Here is a 23,112-nt window from a genome sequence, read left to right as displayed (position 1 = left end):
GGCGGGCGGCGCACCCTACCGCGTTCCCGCGGGCCCGGGCGCTTTGGCTTAACTCGGGGACGAGCCGCCCTCTTGCGACACCAGCAGCCCCACACCCAGCGTGGAGACGGCCATCAGCACCAGCGCCGGCAGCGCGGCCTCGGCGAAGCGGCCCTCGGCCGTGGCGCCCCAGACGCGCGTGGCGAGCGTTTCGAAGCCGATGGGCGCCAGCAGCAACGTGGCTGGAAGCTCCTTCATCGCCGTGAGGAAGACGAGCGCCGCGCCCGCCAGCAGCCCGGGCCGTAGCAGCGGCGCCGTCACCCGGCGCAACACGCCGGACGGAGGCTGGCCCAGCGACGCCGCGGCCTCCGGCAGGTGCGGGTTGAGCTGAAGCAACGACGCCCGCACCACCCCCACCGCCTGCGGCAGGAAGCGCACCACGTAGGCCAGCACCAGCATGACCAGGGTGCCGTAGAGGAAGGGCACCGCCTGCACGCCCAGGAAGACGAGCGACAGCGCCAGCACGATGGGCGGCAGCGCATAACCCGCGTAGGACACGCGCTCCAGCGCCACCGTGAGGCGGCTCGGGTAGCGCACCGCGAGGAAGGCCAGCGGCAACGCGCCCACCACCGCCGCCACCGCGCCCAGCATGGAGGCACTCACGGAGTTCCACGCGGGCCCCATCATCGGCCCCGAATCCACCGACAGCCCTTGCACGCCCCAATAGACGAGCACACCCACCGGCAGCCCCACGCCCACCGCCACCACCGCGCCGCACAAGAGCAGCGCCGGCACGCGCCAGCGGCCCAGTTGTACGAGCGAGGAAGCCCGGGCGGCGCCCTTCGCGCTGCGGTGGTAGCCCGCACGGCCGCGCAGCCACAGCTCCAAAGCCAGCACGCCCACGGTCACGGACACCAACGCCAGCCCGAGCAGCGCCGCGTAGCTGCGGTCATACGCGCCCTCGTACTGCACGTAGATGGCGCGCGAGAAGGCGTCGTACTGCACCAGCGCCACCGCGCCGAAGTCGGAGAGGACGTACAGCCCCACCAGCAGCGCGCCCGACGCGAAGGCAGGACGCAGCAGGGGCACGGTGATGCGGAAGAAGGCCCGGGCGGGCGTGAGTCCCAGGCTCCTCGCCCCCTCCAGCCACGCGGGGTCCTGGGACTGCAGCCCGGCGCGCAGCGCGAGGAAGAAGTACGGATACGTCGACACCGTCAGCGCCAGCAGCGCTCCGGGAAAGCCATACACGGGCGGCACCGGAAGGCCCCAGCGCGTCAGGGGCTCCTCCAGCGCGCCGCCCACGCCGAACGCCGCCAGCAGCACGTAGCCGCTGACGAACGTGGGCACCGCCAACGGCACACACAACAACACCGTCCACAGACGGCGCCCCGGCAGGTCCGTGCGCGCGGTGAGCCAGGCCAGCGGCAGCGACAGCAGCGCCGCGCAGCCCGTCACCGCCGCCGCGAGCCCCAGCGTGCGGCCCAGCAGGCCCCACGTCTTGTCTCGCAGCAGCAGGCCCCATGCGTCCGCATCCGCCTCCGCGGCGCGCACGCACAGGTATATCGCGGGCACCAACGCCAGCGCGGCCATGGCCACGCCAGCCACCCATAATCCCACCGGGGCACGACGAAGCATCAGAGGACGCCAGTATCCTGGAGCAGCTTCACGGTGCCGCGCAGGTCATCCAACTTGGACAGGTCCAGGTCGGGCGAGCCCACCTTGTCGAGCGCCGGCAGGCCCTCGGCCAGCTTCACGCCAGACACCAGCGGGAACTCGGACGTCTCCTGCGCGAAGTACGTCTGCGCCTCGGCGTCCAGCAGGTACGCGGCCAGCTTCTTCGCCGCGTCCGTGTTCTTCGAGCCCTTGAGGATGCCCACGCCCGCCACGTTCACCAGCGCGCCCGGGTCCCCCGCCGCGACGAAGTAGTTGGCCACGGGCAGGTCCGCTTTGTTCTTCTTCGCGGAGTACAGGTAGTAGTGGTTCACGAAGCCCGCGTCGATTTCACCGCGCCCCAGCGCCTCGATGATGGCGGAGTTGTTCTTGTAGACGCGCGGCGCGTTGGCCTGGATGCCCTTGAGCCACTGCGTCGCGGCCTCGTCGCCCTTGAGCAGCCGCAGCGCGGTGACGAAGGACTGGAACGAGGCGTTGGTGGGCGCCCAGCCCAGTCGGCCCTTCCACTTCGCATCCGTGAAGCCAAGTATGCTCTTGGGCAGCGTGTCCGCCTTCACCTTCTTCGTGTTGTAGGCCACCACGCGCGCCCGGCCGCTGGTGCCCACCCACACGCCCTGCGGCGAGCGGAAGCGCGCATCCACCTTGTCCAGCGTCTCCTTGGGCAGCACCTGCAACTGACCCGCCTTCGCCAGCGCGCCGAGCGCCCCCGCGTCCTGCGCGAAGAACACGTCGGCGGGCGTCTTCGCCCCCTCCTCCAGCAACGTGGCGGCGAGCTGCGGCGTCTCGCCGTAGCGCACCTTCACCTCGACTCCCGTCTTCTCGGTGAACTTCTTGAGGAGCGGGCCCACGAGCTTCTCGTTGCGGCCGGAGTAGATGGTGAGCGTCTCCGCCGCGAGCGCGGGGGAGGCCAGGGTCAGGACCAGGGAGGCCAGGAGGAGTCGTACCATGGGCCGGCACCCTAACGGACGGCCTCCCCCGCTTCCACCGATTGCGCGCGGACGCCCGGTGAAGCGCGAAACAGGTGACGACAGCGCTCCTTCGCGGCCCGGAGTAGCCTCGTGGGCCGCAACCTCCCGCCCAGTGGAGACACCATGCCGCGCCCGCTCGTCGTCGCCGCCTGTGCCGCCGCCCTGCTCGCCGCGCCCTCCGCCCTCGCGCAGACGTCTGCGTCCCCGAAACCACCCGTCTCCACGCCCAACCCGATGAAGGACGCCGCCGAGCGAACCCGGAGCGCGCTCCAACTCGCACCCGCGCCTCGCCCCGAGGACGTGCGCTCCATCGATTCCCTCATCGCCGCGATGTACGACGTCATCAGCGGTCCGGCGGGCCAGGCGCGCGACTGGCAGCGCTTCCGCGCCCTCTTCCACCCGGGCGCGCAGATGATTCCCATCCGCCGCCCGAAGGACGGCAAGGGACCCGCGGCCACGCCCTTCACGCCGGATGACTATGCCACCTCCGCCGCGGTGGCCTTCGACAAGCGGGGGTTCTTCGAGAAGGAGACGCGTCGGCAGGCGTCTGGCTATGGAGACATGGTCCAGGTGCTGAGCGCGTATGAGACGCGTGAAACCGCGGACGGGCCGGTGATGACCACGGGCGTCAACAGCTTGCAGCTCGTCTTCGATGGGCGGCGCTGGTGGATTCTCAACATCGCCTGGACGGACGACAAGGCCGCGGGGGTTCCCGTGCCGAAGGACCTCACCCGGAAGTAGAACACGCGTCATGGGTGACGCGGCCCTGCGCGATGTGCTGGTGGTGGGGAGCTACTGCCACGACCTGCTCCGGCATAGCCCCGGGCGGGAAACACATGCGCTCGGCGGGTCGGCGGCGTACATCGCGTCCGTCCTGGATGCGATGGGGCTGGACTACGCGGTGGCCGCGGTGGCTGGCGAGGACTTCCGTTACGCGGACCAGGTCCGATATCCGCCGCGCATCGTTCCGGGAACGCGCACCACGCAGTTCATCGCGGACTTCGAGGGAGAGACACGGACGCTTCGCGTCAGCGCGAAGGCGGAGCCGATTCGCCCTGCGGACATCACCGTGGACGCGCGCGTGGCACTGGCGTGCGGGGTGGCGGGTGAGGTGCTGCCGGAGACGCTGCTCCATGTCTCTGAGCGGGCGCGGCATGTGCTGGCGGATGCGCAGGGGTTGATTCGGGCATTCGATGATGACGGGCGGGTGCTCAATCTCCGCCTGGAGGACACGCCTTTCGCGGGGCTGCTGGAGCGGCTTCGGGTGCTGAAGGCCAGCGAGGAGGAGGCCCGGGCGATGGACATCGAGCGGGTGCGTCAGCGGACGTGCCTGGTGGTGACGCGTGGGGCGCGGGGCTGCACGGTGTTCACGGCGGATGCGCGCATCGACGTGCCCACGGTTGCGATGGAGGAAGTAGATGCCACGGGCGCGGGGGACTGCTTCCTCGCGGGCTTCACGCTGGGGTTGCTGCGTGGACTGCCATTTGAACGCTGCGCCGCGCTGGCGAACTGGTTTGGCGCGCAGGCGGTGACGCAGGTGGGGGTGCCGAAGCTGGATGTCAGCCGGCTTCCTGCGGAGCTGCGCTAAGCAGCATTCAATGAAAAGCAAGAATACCGCAACGCCCTTGGGATGTGTGCTCGTAAGCCTTGCCCTGGGATGTTCCAGCGGCGCGCACTCCACCGGGAGAAGAGGCGAACCGTACGCACTGGCTTCCTGCTCCGATTCCGTATCGTGCTGCCTTCAGCGATTCCCCGGCATGCCCGAAGCATGTGGACTTTCCGCTGCCGAGGCCGCTGTGCTCATGACCGGCGTCCAAGCCGTAACGGACACCGCATCGGTCGAGTGGGATGACTCACATAATGCAGCCCTCCCCGAGTGGAAGCGAACGTGCATTCGTGCCTATGGCGACTGCAAACAGGATGGCTGGAAGGGCCACTGTTACTCCTGCTTTCAACTGTGCGAGGGCCAACAGGAATGGCCCGGCGACAAATGCTATCCCGTGGGAAAATAGCGCATGGCTGAAGAACTCGACTGGGACCCGATTCGCGCCCTTGCTCGCCGAGTGCTGCGCAACGGAGAGCCCCTGATGCTCACCATCGAAGTGCGGGAACTCCTGGCGCGAACTGCTCGCGAAGTGGGCCTCAGCCAAGCCCATGCGACTTCGGCTCTTGCGTCGGACACGGGCGCGCTGGAACTCCTCCGAGAGTGCTCGCGTCGCATCAGCGAAGGGTCCAGCCGGATGGTGAATGCGCTTCACCGGATGTACCAGCACAAGCGCGCGGGTGACCTCGACAGTGCCCGCCAGGAAATGCGGGACGTGTTGGCCGCCGAGGAGGTGCCGCACTACCGCGCCGTTGCGCAGGGCCAACTCAACCTGCTGGATGATGAGCCTTGAATGACAACGGGGACGCGACTTCCGCCGCGTCCCCGTCAATCAGCCTTCCGGCAATTCAACGAACAACTCAGCCCTGCGTGGGCTCCTCGCCACCCGGGGTGCCACCCTCCTCGGACGCCGGGGCCGGCTCGGCAGCGGCTTCCGCAGGCGCCGCGGCCTCAGCCGTGGCGTCCGCAGGCGCAGCGGCGTCAGTCGCCTCCGAAGCGCTGGCCTCCGCCGTGGGCACCGCGCCCTCGGCTGGCGCCACCGCCTCGCCGTTCTCCTCGGACTCGTCGCTCTCGGGCAGCTTGGAGATGGCCATGACCTTCTCCTGCTCGTTCTCCAGGGCAATCAGCCGCACGCCCTGCGTGTTGCGGCCGATGACGGAGATCTCCTTCACCCGCATGCGGATGAGCATGCCGCCGTTGGTGACAATCATCACCTCGTCCGACTCCTTCACCTGGAGCAGACCCACCACCTTGCCGTTCCGCTCGGTGGTCTTGATGTCGATGATGCCCTTGCCGCCACGGCCCTGCTGCCGGTACTCGGCCTCCTGCGTCCGCTTGCCGTAGCCGTTCTCCGTCACCGTGAGGATGGCCGCGTCCGCCTCCACCACGTCGGCGCCCACCACCTCGTCGCCGTCCTCCAGCGTGATTCCCTTCACGCCGTAGGCCTGGCGGCCCATGGAGCGGACCTCCGTCTCCGGGAAGCGGATGCTCATGCCCGACGCCGTCGACAGCAGGATGTCCTTGCTGCCGTCGGTAATCATCACCGCCACCAGCTCGTCACCGTCGTCGATGCCCAGCGCGATGATGCCGCTGGAGCGGACGTTCTCGAACGCGCTCAGGTCCGTGCGCTTCACCACGCCCCGCTTCGTCACGAAGAAGACGTAGCGGTTCTCCGGGAAGTCCCGCGTCACCAGAACCTGCGCCAGCCGCTCGCCCTCGCCGAACTGCACCAGGTTCACCATGGCCTTGCCGCGCGACGTGCGGCTGGCCTGCGGAACCTGGTGCACCTTCAGCGAGTACAGCTTGCCCTTCGTGGTGATGGGCATCAGGTACGCGTGCGTGCTGGCCACGAACAGCTTGCTGACGAAATCGTCTTCCTTCGTCGCAGCGCCCGTCTTCCCGCGTCCGCCGCGCTTCTGCGCCCGGTACTCGGTCAGCGGCGAGCGCTTGATGTAGCCCGTGTGCGACAGCGTCACCACCATCGTCTCTTCGGCGATGAGGTCCTCGCTGGTCATCTCATCCACGGCGCCGGTGATTTCCGTGCGGCGCTTGTCGCCGTAGCGCTCGCGAATCTCCACGAGCTCCGTCTTGATGACGTTGAGCAGGCTGCGCTCGTTGGCCAGGATGTCCTGCAACCGCGCGATGTCGCGCACCAGGCCGATGAGCTCGCGGAACAGCTCCTCGCGCTGCAGGCCGGTGAGCCGCTGCAGGCGCATCTCCAGGATGTTCTGCGCCTGGCCCTCGCTGAAGCCCGCGCCCTCGTACTTGTGCGCCAGGCCCGCGTAGCTGGGCTCCTCGTTGCGCGCGCGCGAGACGAGCAGCTCCATCTGCGCCTTCGCCTTGTCGTAGTCGATGCGCTGGAGGGTCGCGAAGCGCTCGTGCTCGTACAGCGCGGGCGACAGGATGTTCATCAGGCCCCAGCGCGCCTCGTCCGGGTCCTTGGACGCGCGGATGAGGCTGACCACCAGGTCGATGAGGTCCTGCGCGACGAGCAGACCTTCGACGATGTGCATGCGCGCCAGCGCCTTGCGCAGCTCGTAGCGCGTGCGCCGCGTCACCACGTCACGGCGGTGCGCGATGAACCGGTCCAGCATCTCCTTCAGGTTGAGCGTGCGCGGCTGGCCGCCGTCGATGGCCAGCATCACCGCGCCGAAGGTCGTCTCCAGCGACGTCATCGCGTACAGGTTGTTGAGCACCACCTGCGCAATCGCATCGCGCTTGAGCTCGATGACGATGCGCATGCCCTGGCGGTCGCTCTCGTCGCGGATGTCGCTGATGCCTTCCAGCTTCTTCTCGCGCACCAGCTCGGCGATCTTCTCGATGAGCCGCGCCTTGTTCACCTGGTACGGAATCTCCGAGAAGATGATGGCCTCGCGGTCACCCCGCTTGGAGGTCTCGATGTCCGAGCGCGCCCGGATGGTGACCTGGCCGCGGCCCGTCTCGTAGGCGCGGACGATGCCCTCGCGCCCGGTGATGATGGCGCCGGTGGGGAAGTCCGGACCGGTGATGAACTCCATCAGGTCCCGGACCGTGCAGCCCGGGTTGTCGATGAGGTGCAGCGTGCCGCTGATGACCTCGGTCATGTTGTGCGGCGGGATGTTGGTGGTCATGCCCACCGCGATGCCGCTGCTGCCGTTGACCAGGAGGTTGGGGAACTTCGACGGGAGGACGAGCGGCTCTTCCAACGAGTCGTCGTAGTTGGGACCGAAGTCCACCGTCTCCTTGTCGATGTCCGCCAGCAGGTCCTCCGCCAGCCGCTCCATGCGCACTTCCGTGTAACGCATGGCCGCTGGCGAGTCGCCGTCCACCGAGCCGAAGTTGCCCTGGCCGTCCACCAGCAGGTAGCGAAGGCTCCACTCCTGCGCCAGGCGCACCATGGCGTCGTACACCGACGAGTCACCGTGCGGGTGGTACTTACCGATGACGTCACCCACCACGCGGGCGGACTTCTTGTAGGCCCGGTTGTGGAGGTTGCCCAGGTCATTCATCGCGTACAGCACGCGGCGATGCACGGGCTTGAGTCCGTCACGTACGTCGGGCAGCGCGCGCCCCACGATGACGGACATGGAGTAGTCGAGATACGAACGGCGCATCTCGTCTTCGATGTTGACGGGAATGAGCTCTCCAGCGCTGTCCGGGGGAGGAGGCGCGGAGGGCGATGCCGGCTTGTCAGTCGTGTCGTCAGCCATGAGCTCTGGAAGTCTGCGGAGGGGCCCGCGAATCAGGGCCGCCATCCAGTGAGTGAGCGTTCGTAACCCCTGGATTTCCCTGCGTCAACAGGGGAAACAAGGGGCTTTCGCCTCGAACGGCGGGATGCCTGAAAGGGACTCTTTTTTGAACGCTTGAGCGAGCCTTTTTCAGCCCTGCGGACGCAGGGGAGCAGCCAGGCGCTCGGCTTCGGTTCCCACCGGTCCTTCCGGGTCTCTTTCCTTTGCTTTTTCGAACGCAGCCAGGGCCCCTTCCCGGTCGCCCTTCAGCTTCAAGGCCACGCCCACGTTGAGGTGCGCGGAGGGAAAGTCACGGTCCATGGCCACGGCCTCCCGGAAGAGCACCAGCGCCTGGTCCACGTCGCCCGACAGCAAGGCCTCCTTACCAGCCTGGACGCGCTTCTCCGCGTCATTCACGAGCTCCACCTGGAACACGCTGCCGCCCACCACGTTGGCGACAAGCACGCGCAGGATGCCGCCCCAGTAGAACGTGAGCCCCTCCGCGGCCACCACGGCGGCCAGCGGCAGGTCCGGAAGCAGTTGCTTGCCCCGGAACTTGAAGCGCACCCGCGTGTACCGGCCCTTGTTGGCCCAGTGGACCATCTCCCCCTGAAGCTTGCGCAGCCCTTCTTCCATGCGCTTGGGGTCGATTTCGAAGGGCAACACGCGGCCCGCGGTCTCGCCGGACGGGAGCGCCTTGGGGCCCGGGCGCCCGGGGGTGGGTTCATCGGAGAGCACGGGCTCGGCTTCCAGGATGGGGGGCCGAGGAGCTTCGACGGCGGGCTCGGACACCGGCGCGCTGGCGCGACGGGGCGCGGCGCGGGTCCTCGAGGCGGCCTTCTTCGGGGCAGCGGCCTTCTTCGCCTTCGCCTTCGACGCGGCGGGCTTCTTCGCCTTCGACGGACGCTTCTGGGACGTGCTCTTGGCCATGGACACACCTTAAACGAGCCACGGCGACAACGCTTGCATGGTGCCGCCCGATGGTGGGCTTCGCACGGTTCTTCGCACGCACGCCACACGACTTCACGCCGCGCGCGTCCCTTCCCACCGGGCGCTCGGGGATGATGGCGTTCCTTCCCGAAAGGACCGCTCTCCGCATGACTCGCGTCCGGCACGCCCTGCTCTCTGCCCTGCTCCTCGCCGCCCCCATCGCCAGCGCCGCGCCCGCCGACCCCATCGCGTCCCCGGACGCCTGGCCCCGCATCCGCAAGGAGCGCATCCAGAAGCTGCTGCCCCAGGCCATGGCCCACGCCAACGTGGATGCGTGGGTGGTCATCTGCCGGGAGAACGACAACGACCCGCTGGCCATCCACGTCGGCTGTGAGAACGCCGGAGGCACCGCCGCCTTCCTGTTCCTCAAGCAGGGCGCGGCCGTGCGCGGCGTGGCCCTGTCACCGGAAGGCGAGGCCACCGCGCTCCGCGACGTAGCGCCGCTCGATGAGGTGGTGCCGCTGCCGCGCGGAACGAATCTCTACGCGCAGGTGGCCTCGCGGCTGGCGGCGGCGAAGCCGAAGCGCATCGCCGTCAATTCGTCTACGTCGGTGGCGGTGGCGGATGGCCTGTCCGCCACGCAGCGCGCCGCGCTGGAGAAGGCCCTGACGCCCGCGCTGCGCAAGAAGCTGGTGTCCTCCGAGGACCTCGTCTCCGAGTGGCTCTCCGTGAAGCTGCCCGAGGAGGTGGACATCCTCCGCAAGGCCGCCGCGCTGACGTCCCAGATGGAAATAGAGGCCTACCGCGCGGTGGTGCCGGGCAAGACGCGCGACGTCGATGTGGCCCGCTTCCTCCGCCAGCGCATGGTGGAGCTGGGCGTGGGCGACGCCTGGGCGCCGGACCAGAACCCCAACGTCCAGAGCGGCCCCACGCGCGGGCACTCCCACGCCACCGAGCGCGTCATCCAGCCGGGTGACTTCATCCAGACGGACTTCGGCATCCGCGTGGGCGGCATGTGGGTAACGGACATCCAGCGCTTCGCCTACGTGCTGGCGCCGGGCGAGACGCAGCCGCCCAAGGAGGCCCTGGAGAAGTGGGAGAAGGGCAAGAAAGGCAGCCGGATTGCATTGGCCACCCTGAAACCCGGCGTGCGCGGCTGGGACGTGGACAAGGCGCAGCGTGACTGGATGCGGGAAGCCGGCTCCGCGCCCGTCATGTGGGGAACTGGGCACCCGGTGGGCTACTGGGCGCATGACGTGGGCCCGGCGCTCTCCGGCGCGCAGCAGGGCAAGCCCGCGGCGGGACAGGCGGCGCGCATCGTCCGGCCCGGGCAGGTCTTCGCCTTCGACGGGTTCTTCGCGTGGCCGGACGGCGGCGAGGGCGAGCAGCGCATCATCGCCGTGGAGGAGATGGCCGTCGTCACCGAGACGGGTGCGGAATACCTCATCCCACCCCAGGAGGACTTGGTGCTCATCCCCTCCCCGGGTCCTTCCCGCCCCGTGCCGTGAGACATGTCTCACATGACAATCTCGTGGGAGAAGCTTGAGTAGGATGCGCTGAACCGCTCGCGGGGAGGGCCCGATGCAGAACGTGCTGGTGATTGACGACGACGCCTTCGTGCTCTCGGTGGTGAGGGACATCCTCCAGGGCGCGGGCTACGGGGTCGTGACGGTGCAGTCACCCGCCGAGGCGTTCAACCTGGACCTGTCCAGCGTCTCCGCCATCCTCTGCGACTACAACATGCCGGACATGAACGGCTCCGACGTGCTCACGGTGATGCGTGAGATGAAGGATTGCCGGGTGCCGTTCATCTTCCTCACCGGACACGAGGATCTGGATGACCTCGTGTCCGTGGCCATCCGCTACGGCGCGGAGCTGCTGCCCAAGCCCATCCAGCCCGTGGAGCTGGTGCGGCTGCTCGTCAAACAGCTCGCGACGGCGGCCTGAGCGGAGCGCGAGCAGCGGGACGGGCTCACGCCCATTCCACGCGTTCGTAGGCGGCGGCCGCGTTCTGCAGGAACTGCCGCTCCCCGGCGTCCAGCTCCGTCCGGGACGCGATACGCAGCCCCCGGGAGCCAAACCCCACTGCAGCACGGATGGCCGCCGCGAGTTGGCCGAAGTGCTCCCTCTCCAGCAGCGCCAACGACACCGTCACCGGCTCCAACGGCGTTGCCATCAGGGTCCATTTGCGGAGCACGGACAGGGTAAAGCGCTCCAGGCGATGGGCGAGTTCGCGCACAGCGCCACGTCGCGAAGGTCCCCGTTGGGGATGTCCACCCATGTCAAGCGCGGCAGTTCACTCAGCGCGGTGAATATCTCCGGTGCCTCGACGGCGAGCCGCCCCTCGAGTTCCAGCCTCTGCACGCCCAGTCCATGCGCGCCCAGCCGCCGGGCGATGGCGGCCCGCGTCCGGCGCATGTGCTGGAGGGCATGCACATGCGGGTGCGCGAGCCAGGCCGCGGCATCGGGAGGCCCCGACCATTTCCAGTCAATCTCCCGCACCGTCCCCCAGGCGGGACCCGGCGGCGGTGACAACGGATAGAGCAACTCGGACCGGCGCTCGACGTTCATCCGGACCGCTACCGGGAACCCCCGCTCGAAGCGGGTGTCCTCTGGCGCCACGAGCGGCCCCAGCGGCACCTGCCACGCCTCCGAGTACTTCCCCAGCAGTTCGCGGATGCGGGCCTTGTCGGGCTGGGACGCGCACTGGAGCATGATGAACTCGCCGCGTGCGTCGCCCTGCTCCAGCAGATGGTCCGCGAGCACCAGCCGTGCGTCGTCATCATCCGGGTGCGAGTAGACACGCGCCAGCAGGGCCTCGCGAATGGGCGCGCTGCGCGCCTCTGACTTCACCCGGGAGATGCGGGCCTCCTCTAGCGCCGCACACAAGGCCAGGGCCTCCGCATCCACCGGAGACACTTCCTGCCGCGCGATGCGGTCGATGATGCCCGCGAATTGCTGGACGTGGCGGTCCGCCATGCCCCGGCGTTTGCTCAGCCTGCGGAGGGACTCGAGGGAGCGAGGGTCCCGCAGGTACATGAAGAGCGCGGCAAGCTGGTCGAGCACCTTCCGGTTGGCGGAGATGTTCATCCGGGTCATGGACTCCAGCGCGAAGGTGAGCCGAGGGTCCGCCGGCCAGTTGAGGAAGGCCTCCATCTGACGGCACAGCGGGTCCACGAGCCCCGCGGAAGCGGTCTCCTCGAAGCCCGCGAGCATCCTCGGCAGGTCGCTGGGCCGGTGAGACTGCTTTTCGGGCGCGAAGGGACGGCAGGAGAGCGGCGGCATCCCGGCGATGAGCCGGTCCGACAGCGCGTTCACCAGCGTGACGATGAGCTCCGAACGCGACTCGCGCCATGCCTCCAGCAGACTGCGCAGGGCCTCCTCTTCGTCGCGCTGCTCGAACGCCGCGAGCGCCTGCTCCAACAGACCGTGCAGACTGCTCTCCGGCATCTTGCGTCCCTCTTCACATCGTCACGGTGGAGAGTCACGGCCAAACGCACGCCCTACCCAGCACCGTCACAACTGGCGACCCACTCCACGGGCCATCCTTCAGCACAGGCGGCAGCAAGCACGCCATGCACCGAGTTCCTCAACAGGCGCGAACGAAGATGGGGCAAGCGAAGCACACGCGCACAGAAACCCACATCACCCCAGGGGCAACTGCGCATCCGTCTAACGGCAATTTCTTGCCGCCCTTCGTCCCCCGGCCAAGGACTCTCGTGTACGCCCAAGGGCCGATCACCGCGTCCGTCTACACCTTGAGGGGAATCACACGAAGTAAGAGCTTGCCGTGAATATGGTTGACGCGCACCTGCTCGCGGCTGGCGCTCGCGCTCCATGCGGAGGCGTGCACCTTTGCGCCATCAGCAAGCCTTTCGTCCACGTGCATCACCCCATGATGTTCTTCTTGTTATGGAAGAGCGGGTCTCCCAGGCGACACACGTTCTTGCCCTCGAACTTCACGTCGAAGGAATACATCATGAACTCCGCCGGGCCCTTTGTGGAGCTGCTCATGACACCACCACCCGCCGTGCCAGCTTCGTCACCCGTGCTGGTTTTGTATTGAGCCCCCTTCACCATGGGCATCTTCCCGTTGACGGTGACACTCTTCGGCCCCTTTGACGCGTCGGAAGATTTCCCCATGTTGGGGTAGGGTAAAGGCACCGGTCCGCCTGGGCTGGGCGTTTTGCACACGTCGGGGAAGACGATGCTCTGCCCACCACTGTCCTCCGTGGAGATTCCGCGCCCGTTTGCGAAGACCTTCGTTCCCATGGCTTTCCCTCAGTATGCTGACGGGTCGTCCAGCGACACCACCCTCACGCCCACTACCTTTGCGTCGGAAACGGCCTGCTTCACGGTCTCCGAAACGAGGATCATCTGCACCGCTTCCGCCAAGCGGAACATGGGCAGCCCCATCGTCTTTGACTCGTCGATGACCAACTTCTCAAACTCCATCAACGGCGGAGAGTGACCGGGAACGGCGACGGACTTCGTCAGATCCGCGCAACTCACTCGGCCGATGATGTTGACTGCCTTGAAGTGCGTGTACGTCTTGTTCCGAACCTCGTCGACCACCTCGGTCTCGTACAGGTCCAGATTGCTCACACCTGCAGCCTGGAGCACCTCCACCAGCCGAGCGGAGAAAATGGGCAGCCCCGCGAGCAGGTCCGGCATTACCGGACCGCTGCGCTTGTCCAAGGGGATGCGGATGGGCTGGGGCACTGGCTTGGGATAGCGCACTCCCATTGTCCAGGGAACGCCCGTGACCGGCGTCTTACCAGTCGCGACCATCTCAAATCCTTGCGCGGCAAAATCCACCTTCCAGTCCATGCGGTAATACATATGCAAGCGCCTCTCCACGACCGTTCAACTCTTGGCGGAACGTCCTTTTTTCACAGGGCCACTTCGGCTACCCTTGGGAGCCTTGCGCCGATAACCGTCTTTAAACTGGCGTTCAATGAGCATCTTTTTCACACAACGCTCCCGTCCAGTTTGAATCCCCCGGGTGTAGGCATTCGCGAACGGCGACACCCATGACTTCCACGTCTCCGGATGTCCAGTGATTCGCTGGCGGAAGCGTTGGGAGGCAGCATTGATGCGATGCACGAGCGCATAGGGCGGATAGCGCTTGCCATCACCATCCTTCGAGCGCTCGCAGACAATATCGAAGTTGGCCATCAGGTCGCTGAGTTGATCACACGCCTCTTTGGTCTCCGTGTCGTAGCTCAGAGTGGACCCACCACCATACGTTGCGCTGTGGTCGGTGAAGTGCACCTGCAGCCACGTCTCAGCCATGATGAGATACGTGATGCTCTGCTTGGAGGTAGGACTCAGCCCCTCCCAAGTCTGCCCATAATACTGGGCCATAGGCCTCTTCTGCGTCTCTCGCACACCGTCCTTCTCGACTTCGTAGGCGATCTCTCGCGTCCAGTAAATCTCCGGGAGATGTGGCAGGAAGACGCCATTGTTTGCGCAATCGATGCTGTAGCCAATGTCCTCCTTGATCATCCCCTCCTTGGCACATGTCCACTGGTCCAAGGTCGACTCGGACATGGAGGCCTTGCCAGGAATGATGTGATGTGGCGCGGCGCCCATTCTGACGGCCATCTCCTCCAGCACGCCTTCATTCGCCAGCCACCCAATCGTGAGGTCGCCACCACCTGGCAATGGGTAAATGGGGCCTACTTTATTGTCGCGGGTGACGAGGACGTCGGTGCCGGTCCAGAGATTCCTCTCAAGCTCGTCTTCGTCCTTGAGGAGGCCATGCTTGGTCTTGTAGCCCTTAAGCTCTCTCGGCGACTCCTCGCAGAAGGTGCAGTTCGCCGGGTGGCCGTCATCCGCCCCGGCCCCAACTGCCGCGCCCTCACCCAACTCAGACATTCTTCACCCCTCCGGTGCCTCTTGATGAAGAAGCGCTGCGCCACGAGCCTCATGGTCCGAGGAACACCAAACCAGGACAGGGCCCTGACAATACCCCTTTCGCAACCCCAGCGCAGCCACGCCCACCATCAGAGGTCCGTATGCGGCGCCCGGATCCCCCACATTCTCCGCCGGATGCTTGATCTCGTAGGATTCAACGAAGCGTTCCCGCGAGCGAAGAAACGCCACACCCCATTCCTTCGCCCAGAAACGTTCCCCATTGAAGCCCGCATACACACACCGCACAGATGACAGCCCTGCAGGTACGGACGCGAGTAACAATCGGCAGGCCTCCGCCAACCCCTCACCCAAGTAGGGCTCCTTGCTGTACCGATGCCCTGGCTCAATCCCCGTTGCAGTCGCCACGATGCGAGCCAACGGGCGTCGACTGAGCCGTTTTCCCGAGCCTGCTCGGCCAAGCCACAAGAACACTCCCCCCTCGCCGGGAATCAGCCCGTCCACAGGACCGTGCTGGCGGATCCTGCCGTCCCCTTCCAGAGCCGCCAGCGTCATCGGGTCTAATAGGCTGTCCACGCCCCCCACCAGCACTGCCGGCACCCGTCCCTCGTCCAACAACCGCACCGCTGCGTCAAGCGCGAGCAGTCCAGCGGCACGTCCTTTGGGGAAGCAGCGACTTCGCTCCATGTCCAGGGCAACACCGGAGGCGTGGCTCAGTGCTTTCAGGAAGGGAACTACTGGTTCGTGCTTTCCGGCGGTACCTCCCTCGGGCAACCCCAGCATGAGAGGCACGGGACGATCCAACCCCTCCGCCGCTTCCTTCAACGCGGGAAGCGCCAACCGCAGCATGCGCTGCTCACGGACAGCCAACCCTCGGGCTGCTGGCAGTCCCGGCACCGGGAGGTACTCTTCAGGAACGAACGCACCGATATAGGGGCGGAAACGCAAGTCCAGAAGCGGCGTCTCCCGTGTCCGGATAATGCCAGCCCGGATGGCGGCCGCCGTCGACGGCGCGGTCACCCCCACGGGCGTCATCATTCCCACCCCAAGAAGCTCCGCTCCCGCGCTCATCTTACGTCTCCACGCCGTCGAGCGACGCCAGATGCAGGCGCACTTCCTCTACCTTCAATGTCTGCTTGTCGCACCCCACCGCGCCGCGCCACGTCATACACACGCGTCCGACGCTCGGCTCCAAGAGAACTGTCTCCAGCCGGAGCTGCGGGCGCTCGGGGACTCCAGCGATCTTCACCGTCACGCCCAGCTCACAGCGGGGCAACGCAAAGCGCTGCGCGCCCTCCGGCGACACGTTGATGAGTTCCACCAGTTCGCCCCCCTTCAACCCCTCAGGAGCACACAGTCCTGGCGGCGCCACTTGAAAAAACTCTGCTCGGAAGTCGTAGGGCAGGTAGGGCGCGCGCCGGGTCCGCCACGCGTCATCATAGGAGCCAGCATATGATTTCCGAGGCTCCCAAGATGGTGCTACGGGCCCCACCCCAACCGGCACTGGCGTGTCCGAAATGGAACCAATGGGATGCCATGGGTCTTCCAGATTGGGCAACGCGCGTCCCACCATCTCGGCCCCTCCGCGCTTGCCCCGGAAGCCCTGCCCCACCGGGTTGGTAGCCAACCCTACCACCCGTCCCTTTTCCATCTCATGCACACCACCGTAGGCCCTCTCCCAAACCAGCGGCATCTTGATGAACGGCGCGGGAGAGGAAATGCCTGGAGACAACAGCCCGCCCCTCCACTTTCTGTCGCCGAAGACCTTGAGCACCCGCTTCACCGGACCCACGCGCACGAGAACCGGGCAGGAATCCACCGGCTTGCCTCCAGGCGCGTGCGCCTCCGCTTCTACCAGTACGTCTGTACCTGGCTTCAACAGGTGGGCTTCGCTCGCAGTCCGGAGGCTCGACTGTCCAGGCTCGCCCCGATACGTATCCGCGACAGCCACAGGCTGTTGGCTCTCCGCAATGAACAGCCGTCCCCCCCGAAGGGTGAACGTTGCCTTAACCACCACATAGAGCGTGTCCACCCCTCGTGCATCAGGGAACAGGAACATGCCTGGTGAGAACGGCGTCTCATTGCGAAGCTGAAGCATTTCTCCCTCTCAGCGGCCGACGCCCCACGCAGGCAGGCGCTCTCGTACAGCGGCGGCCAGAAGCAGCTCTTCCCGCTGCCGCCAACTGAATGCTTGAACCTGGACCGTGCATGCGCCTCTCGTACGCAGCATCAACTCCAATGCATGCATTTGTCGCCGTCGCATGGGCCCGTGCTCCAGCGCATCCAACAGCGCCGAGCCGGTGAACGCCCTCCCTTCCAAGTACCGCGCGTCTGCATGGAAGGCCGTCTGCCCCGTCGCCCACCAACGACCAATCTCCTCTGCAGCAGGGAGTGGCAGCCCATCTTCCGCACGGAGGCCCAGGTCCGCGTCGAGTGACTCCTCTTCCAGGGGGGGCAGGGCATCCTCGGGTTCCGGCTCCGCGAGAGCATAGGCCCCCTCCAATCGGAGTCCCGTGATGGCACTGAATGCCTCTCCCGCGAGTCGAGCCACGCGCGGCGTTCCCTCCATCCATCGCATGCACGACTCCGCGGCTGGAATCCGCCCACTGAATCCCAAGGCCCAGAGTGCATCCTCACGAGACGATTCCGACTCAGCCGACGCAAGAAGCCGCGCAAGGAAGCGCGCATCGCCCGCAGCGGCGAGGAGGCCCCACGCGGTTCGCCGCAGCGCGCCCTGTGCGGTGATGGCATCCTGCTCGCAAGCATCCCATGCGTCTCGTAGACCGAAAAGCAGTCCGGCCATGATGGCAGCCCACCGGACCGCTGGACGCGAGTCGACTAACAGTCTTCCCAACTCCTTGGGAGCATGCTGCTTCGGAGAGGGCCTGAGCGCGCGTAGAGCCGCTGCGACCACCACGCCGTCCGGGTGCCCCAAGAGTTGTAATGCCCTATCGACAGAGATGCGCCCGCGGAACCCCAGGGCGTTCAGAGCCAATGATAGCGGGATCGACTCGGCCGTGTTGAGCCAGGGAGCCAGGGCCGGCTCCACCACTGCGGCCTCCCCCAACTCCAGGGCGCGCGTCATCGCGAACTGGACCGCGAACGGTGCATCGGTGGCCCGCGCCTTCATCGCCTCCAGGACGAGGGAAGGCGCCAACGCGAGGAGCGCCCACGCCGCCGAGAACGCCTCCCCGGGGTCTTCGCTCTCTTGCACTTTGGGCGCTAGAAACGCGGTGGCGGAGGTGCCTGCTGTCACGAGCCCATCCAGGTGCGCGAGCAGTCGCGTTTCCAACTCAGCAGCCTCATCAAGCGTATAGTTGGCCGCGACGTTCGCACGCTCCCACTGGGCCCATAAAAAGGCCGCCTCGGAGAGATGTTCCTCCAACACGTCGAGCATCATCGTGGAAATCTCAGTTTACCTGGACCGATCCACCCTTGATGCGATTGACCCCTGAGGAGTTCGTCTCTACGTAAACGCCTCGAATGATAACCTTGCCATTACGGCGAAGCGTGATGCTGGCTTCACCGCAACGCAACATGATCTCGTCCTCCCCTTCGATGGAGACTCGCTGTCCGTCCACGAAAGCCTCGGTGGATTCCGGAGCCGATTCGCGCTCGGCGCCCGTTGTCTCCAGCACGGCGTCAAGCAAAGGCGTGGAACTGGGGGCTCGCTCCAAGCCAACGACCAATGGGAAGCGGGGATTTCCGTCCTCGAAGAGGAGGACGGCACACTGCCGAGCAGCCACCGCGGCATGCACCATCTCTGGGGTCAGATCGAGCGTCCGCTTAGCCGGCAGCGGCCCCTCTGTGTTGCCGTCGAAATCAACCAGCAAGCGACCTGCAGCATCCATCCCAGTGAGCCACCCCAATCGGGTCCCCCAAACACGCTCGCGCGGATCCTCTCCAGACGCTCCTTCAGGGGGCTTTCCCATCGTCACGCTCATGACGGCGTCCTTGTCCCAAACTTCAACGAAGCCCACTGCAGATTCCTGCCACGGACAACCGGTGGAATCCCCCGAATGTGGCCTATTGGAGCAAAGATACCGCTCAATGACAAGCTCCCCCCACACACACACCGCCAGGTTTGGCAACCGAATCCACACATCGGCGGCAGCAACAACAGAAATTCACCCGAAGCCCGAACAAGCACAAGCAAACCACCTACAAGTCGGTCACCCCAATTCCTTTCCAAAAAAACGATCATCCCTCAAGAGCCATAACGCCCCAAGAAAATCGAAGACTGCCATCGGCAACGCCTTATCGAAAATAACAGAGCATGCAAGGCCATCTGTGCCCACCAGCAAGGGCGGCATCACTCGAAAGCACCCATGGCGCATGAAGTGCTCACGGAGGAGCCCGACGTGTATTACCGGCTGACCATTGACCTGTACTCCTCGAACTTCGCCGGCCTTTCGTCGACGCCGACGACGGGGGTGCCTTGGACCATGGGGGTGCGCAGCAAGGCACACGTGGAGGAGCCGATTCAGTGCGAACTGCATCCAGAGAGCGCAGACCCGCCGCCGGACCTCATCCTCACCCTCCCCACCTTCTCCACCCGCCTCATCGAGGTACTCAAGAGCGTGGGAGTGAAGAACATGGACCTGTACCAAGTGGCGTTGAAGCACCCGGGGCTGGGCAAAACGTACACCGACTACCGGGCCGTCAACATCATCGGCCGGCTTGCCTGCGCGGACCTGACGCAGTCCCAATACCTGCCAGGCCACGAGCCTCCGCTGATGAAGTTCGACAAGCTCGTACTCGACGAGACGAAGACGATGGGCGTGCCCATGTTCCGGCTGGCGGAGTCAACGATGTGGATCCTCGTCTCGGAGAAGGTGAAACAGGCGGTGGAGACGGCAAGGCTCCGAGGGGTACGACTCCTGTCCTTGGGCGGCGCTGTCAGCACCGAGGGGGATTGAGGTGGGAACCAAGGTCTATGCCAATGGCCGGAAGTCCGCCGAGGACAGCGGCGGGCAGACGTAGCGGGCGCCTAGAACGCGCCCGCGCTCAGCCCAGCACCGCCACCAACTGGCGGCACTGAGCCAGCAGCTCGCCCTCCTGGGTCCACAGCTGCTGGAAGTCCTCCGAGTACCCCTCCGCCGCCTGCCGTGAGCGCCCCGTGCGCAGGAAGTGGGCGTCCTCGCGCAGGCCCGGGCGCGGCAGGTCGTGGAAGAAGTGCACGGTGAAGTCCACGCTGGCCGCCGCGTGGAAACCATCCACGCGCGAGAGCACCGACGGCGGATAGGCGTCCATCAACCCCACGCACAGCGGCGCGTCCAGCACCATGGGCTCACGCGGGCGAAGCCAACCGCCCGTCTCCGCCACGTCCGCGCCGGAGTACGGCGCCGAGCCCACGCAGAAGCGGTACTCGAAGAAGCTGCAGAAGGTGGGCATGGGCACGTCGTCCGGCACCACGGGGACGTCTTCCGGCGGCGGCACCACCGGGCGCTTCACGTCGAAGTACTCCGTCGCGCCGCCGCGCGAGGTGCCGAACGTGGCGGTGGCCACACACAGCACACCCGCGGCGCTCTCGATGCGCGCCGTCGCGTGCGTGACGAGCCGCCCCGTCCGTTCGATGCGCGTCTGGATTTCCGCCTCCCCCTCCACCGCGGGCGCGCAGAAGTGCACGGTGAGCGTGCGCACGGGACGGCCCGGCTGGTTGGCCTGCGCCAGGGTGTGCTCCAACGCGCGCAGCGTCGCCCCCGCGACGATGCCGCCATAGGCGCCCTTGCCCTGGTACCAGGGCGCGGTGAAGCGGATGCCGTAGCGGTTGGGAGAGAGCGGCTCGGGGGTGGTGGCGGCGAGGAAGGCAGCGGTCATGTCGCGCCGCAGCGTATCAACGCGGACCCGGTGTGTCCGGCCCGAGTCTCACGCGGCTCGCCGCCCCTTCAGGCGGACAGGCGCCAGTCGATGGGCGGACGGCCGTGGGACTCGAGCGCCGCATTCACGGCGCTGAAGGGGCGGCTGCCGAAGAAGCCATTGCTGGCCGACAGCGGCGAGGGGTGTGTGCCCTCGATGACGACGTGCCGCTTCGAATCGATGAGCTTCTTCTTCTTCTGCGCGTAGCGGCCCCACAGCAGGAACACCACCGGGTCGCTCTTGGCGCTCACCGCGCGGATGACGGCGTCCGTGAAGTCCTCCCAGCCGTGCCCCGCGTGGCTGTTGGGCTTCGCCTGCCGCACCGTCAGCACCGCGTTGAGCAGCAGCACACCCTGCCGGGCCCAGGGAATCAGAGAGCCGTCCTTCGGGCGGGGCACGCCCACGTCGCTCTCCAGCTCCTTGAACATGTTCACCAGCGAGGGCGGCGGCGGCACCCCGGGCTGCACCGAGAAGGCCAGCCCATGCGCCTGTCCCGGCCCGTGGTAGGGGTCCTGCCCCAGCAGCAACACCCGCACGTCTTCATAGGGCGTGAGCCGGAAGGCGGAGAAGAGGTCCTCCTCCGACGGAAAGACGGTGGCCTCCCGCCGCTCCGCTTCGACGAAGCGCTCCAGTTCCTGGAACGACGGCGACGCCAGCGCCGCGCTCAGCTCCTGCTTCCAGTCTTCCGGCAACCCTTCCGCGAGCACTCACGCCTCCCATTCCAGCGGCGGCGGCATTGAAACACCGGGTCCCGGGAGCGCCCACTGCTTTCCGCCCACCCGCGCGGGAAACCGGCGGTGGGCGGCCCCTGCCCCAGAAAGCAGCCGAACAGGCGGGACGGGTTCTTGGGCCCTGGGGCCAGAGCGCGCTAGCCTGGGTGGCGCCATGACGATGTACACCGAGTCACTCCGCGCGTTCCTCAAGCCCGTCCTGCCCTACATGGATGACGAGGCCGTGTCGGAAATCATGATCAACGGCCCGACCGACATCTGGATTGAGCGCAAGGGCCGGCTCACGAAAGTGGATGCATCGTTCACCGACGAAGGCCTGCTCGGCGCTGCGCGCAACATGGCCCAGTTCGTCGGCCGCATGCTCAACGAGGAGCGCCCCCGCCTGGACGCGCGCCTTCCGGATGGCAGCCGCATCCACGTGGTGATTCCGCCCATCGCGCGCAAGGGCACCACCATCTCCATCCGCAAGTTCTTCAAGGAGAAGCTGACGGTCCAATCCTTGATGAAGTTCGGGTCGCTCACGCCGCAGATGGCGCGCCTCATCGAGGCCGGCATCGCCACCAAGCTCAACATGCTGGTGGCCGGCGGCACGGGCTCCGGCAAGACGACGCTGCTCAACATCGTGTCGTCGCTCATCCCGGATGAGGAGCGCATCCTCACCATCGAGGACTCGGCCGAGCTCCAGCTCAACCAGTCCCACGTCGTGCCCTTCGAGAGCCGGCCGCCGGACAAGTTCGGCAAGGGCGCGGTGGACATGGGTGATTTGCTCCACTCCGCGCTGCGTCTGCGCCCCGACCGCATCGTCGTCGGTGAGGTGCGCGGCGGCGAGGCCTTCCACCTCATGCAGGCCATGAACACCGGCCACGGCGGCTCGCTGGCCACCACGCACGCCAACACGCCCACGGACACGCTGCGCCGCATCGAGTCGCTGTGCCTCATGTCCGGCGTGGACCTGCCCATGGTGGCCGTGCGCGCCCAGGTGGCCAGCGCCATCAACTTCATCATCTGCTGCGAGCGCCTCCACGACGGCAGCCGCAAGACGATTGCCCTGTCGGAGGTGCTGCCCCTCAACGAGAAGGGCGACTACCGCACCCAGGACATCTTCGTCTTCACGCCCGTCACCAAGGACGAGGACGACCACATCCTGGGCTACCACGCGCCCACCGGCATCATCCCCAACTTCGTCAGCAAGGCTCGCGCGTACGGCTTCCACGACCTGGACGAGTCCTTCTTCGACCCGGCCACCTACGGCCTGCCGCCGCCGCCCACCTTCCACGCGGGCGAGTCGTACTCGGTGCGCTGGGCCCCGTCCCTGAAGCACCGCGAGCAGGGAAGGCCAGACCCGGACCACTTCAAGCAGGAATGGGCCGCCTTCGAGCAGCGCCTCAAGCAGGACGCCCGCGACGCGAAGGCCGGCAAGGCCGCCGCCGCGCCGCCTCCGCCTCCCGCGCCAGCCGTTCAGGTGCAGGTGCCCGCGAGTCACCCCACCCCGCCGCCCTCGGCGCGCGCCCGGCCGCCGGAGCCTCCGCCGGCCGTGAAGCCCGCAACGCCCGTGGCCCGGCCCGCGGCGCCGCCGCGCCCGCCGCCCGCCATGGACGACGATGCGACGCCGCCGCCCACGCGCAACCCCTTCGCGGAGGCCCCCGAGGAAACGCGCACCGCCATCCCCACCGAGGCCAAGGTCGAGGTCTCCGAGGACCTGCTCGCGGAGGATGACGGCCCCAGCACGGTGCCCCCGCGCCGGCCGCCGCCCTTCACCCCGCCTTCGCGGGCACCCTCACCCAACC

The 23,112-nt window shown here is 66.9% G+C and carries 23 protein-coding genes; 7 read left to right on the top strand and 16 right to left on the bottom strand.

Annotated features, from left to right (window positions below; genetic code table 11):
- Positions 1-48: 48 nt before the first annotated feature.
- Together FL344_RS19985 and FL344_RS19980 are read right to left on the bottom strand one after the other, a co-directional pair.
- On the bottom strand, positions 49-1,614 hold the full coding sequence (locus tag FL344_RS19985; RefSeq protein ID WP_141619653.1) for an iron ABC transporter permease: 1,566 nt from the start codon (positions 1,612-1,614) through the stop codon (positions 49-51).
- Positions 1,614-2,597, bottom strand: a complete 984-nt coding sequence (locus tag FL344_RS19980) for an iron ABC transporter substrate-binding protein (RefSeq protein ID WP_141619652.1) — start codon at positions 2,595-2,597, stop codon at positions 1,614-1,616. The genes FL344_RS19985 and FL344_RS19980 overlap by 1 nt, the downstream gene beginning before the upstream one ends.
- Before the next feature lie 144 nt (positions 2,598-2,741).
- Between FL344_RS19980 and FL344_RS19975 the strand changes: the two genes are divergently transcribed.
- The 3 genes from FL344_RS19975 to FL344_RS19965 all read left to right on the top strand — a co-directional run bounded on the left by FL344_RS19975 (position 2,742) and on the right by FL344_RS19965 (position 5,014).
- On the top strand, positions 2,742-3,359 hold the full coding sequence (locus FL344_RS19975; protein ID WP_141619651.1) for a nuclear transport factor 2 family protein: 618 nt from the start codon (positions 2,742-2,744) through the stop codon (positions 3,357-3,359).
- Between the two features lie 10 nt (positions 3,360-3,369).
- Positions 3,370-4,206 carry a PfkB family carbohydrate kinase gene (locus FL344_RS19970; protein WP_141619650.1) on the top strand — a complete coding sequence of 279 codons (837 nt, stop codon included), beginning with the start codon at positions 3,370-3,372 and terminating at the stop codon, positions 4,204-4,206.
- A gap of 427 nt (positions 4,207-4,633) precedes the next feature.
- A complete protein-coding gene (locus FL344_RS19965; RefSeq protein ID WP_141619649.1) occupies positions 4,634-5,014 on the top strand; it encodes a DUSAM domain-containing protein in 381 nt (126 codons plus the stop codon).
- Between the two features lie 67 nt (positions 5,015-5,081).
- On the opposite strand, the gene gyrA is transcribed toward FL344_RS19965, so the two are convergent.
- Entirely contained in the window at positions 5,082-7,910 is a 2,829-nt protein-coding gene (gene gyrA, locus FL344_RS19960) for a DNA gyrase subunit A (RefSeq protein ID WP_194863172.1), read from the bottom strand.
- A gap of 168 nt (positions 7,911-8,078) precedes the next feature.
- Positions 8,079-8,858 carry a M48 family metallopeptidase gene (locus FL344_RS19955; RefSeq protein ID WP_141619647.1) on the bottom strand — a complete coding sequence of 260 codons (780 nt, stop codon included), beginning with the start codon at positions 8,856-8,858 and terminating at the stop codon, positions 8,079-8,081.
- Positions 8,859-9,025: 167 nt separating this feature from the next.
- Between FL344_RS19955 and FL344_RS19950 the strand changes: the two genes are divergently transcribed.
- Complete coding sequence (locus tag FL344_RS19950) at positions 9,026-10,366, top strand: Xaa-Pro peptidase family protein (RefSeq protein WP_194863171.1); 1,341 nt, start codon at positions 9,026-9,028, stop codon at positions 10,364-10,366.
- A 73-nt stretch (positions 10,367-10,439) separates the two neighbouring features.
- A complete protein-coding gene (locus tag FL344_RS19945; protein ID WP_141619645.1) occupies positions 10,440-10,805 on the top strand; it encodes a response regulator in 366 nt (121 codons plus the stop codon).
- A 25-nt stretch (positions 10,806-10,830) separates the two neighbouring features.
- Here FL344_RS19945 and FL344_RS19940 read toward each other — a convergent pair whose 3' ends face one another.
- The 10 genes from FL344_RS19940 to FL344_RS19895 form a co-directional block, all read right to left on the bottom strand.
- Entirely contained in the window at positions 10,831-11,034 is a 204-nt protein-coding gene (locus FL344_RS19940; RefSeq protein WP_141619644.1) for a hypothetical protein, read from the bottom strand.
- Complete coding sequence (locus tag FL344_RS19935) at positions 11,034-12,308, bottom strand: TIGR02996 domain-containing protein (RefSeq protein WP_141619643.1); 1,275 nt, start codon at positions 12,306-12,308, stop codon at positions 11,034-11,036. The genes FL344_RS19940 and FL344_RS19935 overlap by 1 nt, the downstream gene beginning before the upstream one ends.
- Positions 12,309-12,609: 301 nt before the next feature.
- On the bottom strand, positions 12,610-12,750 hold the full coding sequence (locus tag FL344_RS19930; protein WP_153881178.1) for a hypothetical protein: 141 nt from the start codon (positions 12,748-12,750) through the stop codon (positions 12,610-12,612).
- The gene (locus tag FL344_RS19925; protein ID WP_141619642.1) at positions 12,747-13,130 is read right to left on the bottom strand and encodes a DUF4150 domain-containing protein; all 384 of its coding nucleotides are present in this window, start codon (positions 13,128-13,130) and stop codon (positions 12,747-12,749) included. Before FL344_RS19925 ends, FL344_RS19930 begins: the two co-directional genes overlap by 4 nt.
- 9 nt (positions 13,131-13,139) lie before the next feature.
- Positions 13,140-13,688, bottom strand: a complete 549-nt coding sequence (locus tag FL344_RS19920; RefSeq protein ID WP_228565203.1) for a DUF1629 domain-containing protein — start codon at positions 13,686-13,688, stop codon at positions 13,140-13,142.
- Positions 13,689-13,724: 36 nt separating this feature from the next.
- Entirely contained in the window at positions 13,725-14,738 is a 1,014-nt protein-coding gene (locus tag FL344_RS19915; RefSeq protein WP_141619640.1) for an AHH domain-containing protein, read from the bottom strand.
- 3 nt (positions 14,739-14,741) lie between these two features.
- Positions 14,742-15,806, bottom strand: a complete 1,065-nt coding sequence (locus FL344_RS19910) for a beta-ketoacyl synthase N-terminal-like domain-containing protein (RefSeq protein WP_228565202.1) — start codon at positions 15,804-15,806, stop codon at positions 14,742-14,744.
- A gap of 1 nt (position 15,807) precedes the next feature.
- Positions 15,808-16,833, bottom strand: coding sequence for a DUF2169 domain-containing protein (locus FL344_RS19905; RefSeq protein ID WP_141619639.1), 1,026 nt, complete (start codon positions 16,831-16,833; stop codon positions 15,808-15,810).
- Between the two features lie 9 nt (positions 16,834-16,842).
- Positions 16,843-18,135 carry a TIGR02270 family protein gene (locus FL344_RS19900; protein WP_141619638.1) on the bottom strand — a complete coding sequence of 431 codons (1,293 nt, stop codon included), beginning with the start codon at positions 18,133-18,135 and terminating at the stop codon, positions 16,843-16,845.
- Positions 18,136-18,145: 10 nt separating this feature from the next.
- Positions 18,146-18,715, bottom strand: a complete 570-nt coding sequence (locus FL344_RS19895) for a DUF6484 domain-containing protein (RefSeq protein ID WP_228565201.1) — start codon at positions 18,713-18,715, stop codon at positions 18,146-18,148.
- Positions 18,716-19,063: 348 nt separating this feature from the next.
- Here FL344_RS19895 and FL344_RS19890 point away from each other — a divergent pair, with 348 nt between their 5' ends.
- Positions 19,064-19,654: a DUF1629 domain-containing protein gene (locus FL344_RS19890; protein ID WP_141619637.1), complete on the top strand. Its 591-nt coding sequence runs from the start codon at positions 19,064-19,066 to the stop codon at positions 19,652-19,654.
- An 88-nt stretch (positions 19,655-19,742) separates the two neighbouring features.
- Here FL344_RS19890 and FL344_RS19885 read toward each other — a convergent pair whose 3' ends face one another.
- The gene (locus tag FL344_RS19885; RefSeq protein ID WP_141619636.1) at positions 19,743-20,555 is read right to left on the bottom strand and encodes an acyl-CoA thioesterase II; all 813 of its coding nucleotides are present in this window, start codon (positions 20,553-20,555) and stop codon (positions 19,743-19,745) included.
- 68 nt (positions 20,556-20,623) lie between these two features.
- Positions 20,624-21,301, bottom strand: coding sequence for a uracil-DNA glycosylase (gene ung, locus FL344_RS19880; protein WP_141619635.1), 678 nt, complete (start codon positions 21,299-21,301; stop codon positions 20,624-20,626).
- Positions 21,302-21,479: 178 nt separating this feature from the next.
- Between ung and FL344_RS19875 the strand changes: the two genes are divergently transcribed.
- A partial coding sequence (locus tag FL344_RS19875; protein WP_141619634.1) for a CpaF family protein occupies positions 21,480-23,112 on the top strand: 1,633 nt, incomplete at its 3' end.

Source organism: Myxococcus sp. AB036A, from assembly GCF_006547355.1.
Classification (GTDB): domain Bacteria; phylum Myxococcota; class Myxococcia; order Myxococcales; family Myxococcaceae; genus Myxococcus; species Myxococcus virescens.
This window is presented reverse-complemented; position numbering and strand designations above follow the sequence as displayed.